Below are 2,403 nucleotides of genomic sequence, written 5' to 3' on the forward strand. Positions count from 1 at the left end.
CGAGCTATTTAAGGAGACTGATGACGCAGCATTGGATAAAAATACATATGAAATTCGATTCTGCGAATTAATCAGTGTTCCCTTAAGGTAAGGATGCCTGCAAAGCCGGCAGGTCATTTCATTTCTTTCAGCTTGGCAAGGAGAGCCTTCAGCGCCCGTCCCCGGTGGCTGATTTTATTCTTTTCCTCCATAGGAAGCTCCGCCATGGTTTTTCCGTACTGGGGCAGGTAGAAAAGAGGATCATAGCCAAAGCCGCCCTTCCCCTTGTAGAAGTCGCGGATTATGCCTTCGCAGGTCCCTTCAGCAGTAAGTTCTCTGCCATCGGGCCATGCCAGGGCTGTCACACATACGTAGCGCCCCTTCCGCTTGTCCCCTGTATAGGGTTTCAAATCTTCGATGAGCTTACGGTTGTTCGCCTCATCGTCGCCGTGAACGCCGGCATAGCGGGCGGAATAAATACCGGGCCTGTCGCCTAATGCATCAGCAATGATGCCGGAATCGTCGGAAAGGACAGGGAGATTCACCGCTTTGGCATAATAATGGGCCTTGATAAGGGCATTTTCTTCAAAGGTATGTCCCGTTTCTTCCGGCTCAGGCACGTCGGCCACATCCGCTATGGGCACAGCCTCCCAGCCGATTTCTGCAAAGGCCTTTTTAAATTCCCTGATTTTCCCCTGGTTATGGGTTGCAAGTACGATTTTCATAAAAATTCCTTTCTTCAGGAAGCGCTGATTCAATCAACATCTGATTTTCTTACATCATGGGATGTCCCATCATCATGCCAACGGACTCCCGTTTCACGCGGCGCCAGTTCCTCTCCGCTTCTGCCAGATGGGAAATAGATGCCCTGGCCGCTTCCGTAATGGCCGCCATTTTCTCTCTGTCTGCAGAAGGAATGGGCAGGCGTAGAAGTCGGGACAGGGAAAAGGCATAGGCCTCTCCTGCTTTCATGGTATCCAGGAAGAGGCGGCCCACCGGGCCATCCAGATAGAGCTTCAGATACCAGGGCGTATAGAAGGCCTTGGGCCTGATGCCAAACACGTCCTCTCCTGCCACGTATTCCTCCCCTTTTTCCACAGGAAGAAAATGGAGCTCACCATGATGGAAAGAAACCACCAGGTCTCCCTCTTTAAGAAGGACCCCTTCCTTTTCCTCATCCCACACCACCGGCTTCAGCTCATCCCTCCGGATTTCCGAATCGGTGACTGCAGAGGCAGAAAGAACCATGTGTCTTCCGGCGGGAAGGATTTCCTTCTTCACTTCTTCGAACTCCTGCCCCAGGCTATGCTCCATCTGCAGGATATTTCCGGAGAGGATAGCCGTAAGTGCCGGAGAGCCATTATAGGCATAAACGTCGTAATTCCATTCCTCCGCTTCTTTAAAGGAAGAAACAGGCATGGCAAGCTTTTCATAGAAATGGCATGTCCCCTCTGCAAAATCCATATTTCCAAAGGACACGTTGTCCTTTCCGTCATCAAAATGAAGGAAAGCATATTCCCTCTGCCCCATAACCATGTCATAGTAACCGGAAAGGCGGCCGCTTTGAAGAATTTCATTTCGCGCATCCACGGAACGCTCATCAGAGCCGGTAAAGGCTTCATAAGGGAGCACCCAGTCCATATGGCCCTTGTCCGCCAGAAGGGACAGAAGCTGTTTTTCCTCACCAAGGCCTGTCAAGCTGCCATGGAAAATGTAATCGTACCTGACCTCGTCCCCTGAGAGCTCCTCCGGCAGGAGGAAGCGGCAGCGGGGAAACAGGAGCTGCAGTCTTTTCTTCCAAAGGGCGCTTTCCACCACAAAGGCAAGCCGTTTATCCGCCAGCTTGTCCCAGAGTCTGGCAGCATAGGGAAGGTAGGACTCCACACCGGAGAAGAGCACCGTTTTTCCGGACTTTTCTGCCCGCTCAGCCCCATAGGCCACCAGGGCCTTCATTTCCTCTTCCATAGGAGAAACACCGGGAGCAAAGGCCATGGGGTCCACCCGAAGCGCCAGGGTATATACCCGCACGTAGGTGTCCGCGTCTCCTTCATACATGCCCAGCTTCTCTGCGGTTTCCTTCATATTGTCGTATAAATCTTCGATGGATATGCCGTACTGCTGATTGGCAGGATTTAAAAAAAGGACATAATCCAGGTACCGCGCCCGCATGATTTCACTGAAAATACGGTCAGCCGGCACGCCATATCTGGCAAATGTCTCTGTTGCGTCATGGATATCTTCCATTGTCATTACCGGTATCATCTTTTTTCCTCCTGTACATATATTTAATATTATACGACATGGGCCATGGAAAAGGCTACTCTTGAAAAATCGGCAAAAAAAGAACCCCACCAGCATAGCTGGTGGTTCTTCTTATGCGGCCCAAAGGGCCTATCCTAACCGCGGCGCGTAACCGCGCATGTG

2 protein-coding genes are annotated in these 2,403 nt (G+C 51.4%); both read right to left on the reverse strand.

Features of this window, described 5'->3' with window-relative positions:
* Nucleotides 1-113 precede the first annotated feature (113 nt).
* Complete coding sequence (locus QZQ29_RS09230) at nucleotides 114-704, reverse strand: XTP/dITP diphosphatase (protein ID WP_296962614.1); 591 nt, start codon at nucleotides 702-704, stop codon at nucleotides 114-116.
* A 49-nt stretch (nucleotides 705-753) separates the two neighbouring features.
* The gene (locus QZQ29_RS09235; RefSeq protein WP_296962616.1) at nucleotides 754-2,241 is read right to left on the reverse strand and encodes a hypothetical protein; all 1,488 of its coding nucleotides are present in this window, start codon (nucleotides 2,239-2,241) and stop codon (nucleotides 754-756) included.
* Between the last annotated feature and the right edge of the window lie 162 nt (nucleotides 2,242-2,403).

Origin of the sequence: uncultured Dialister sp., assembly GCF_900538805.1 — a bacterium.
Classification (GTDB): domain Bacteria; phylum Bacillota; class Negativicutes; order Veillonellales; family Dialisteraceae; genus Dialister.

What these genes read in the sequence shown, in the direction of transcription:
- QZQ29_RS09230 (WP_296962614.1), bottom strand. Translation starts at nt 704, where the DNA reads ATGAAAATCGTACTTGCAACCCATAACCAGGGGAAAATCAGGGAATTT.
- QZQ29_RS09235 (WP_296962616.1), bottom strand. Translation starts at nt 2,241, where the DNA reads ATGATACCGGTAATGACAATGGAAGATATCCATGACGCAACAGAGACA.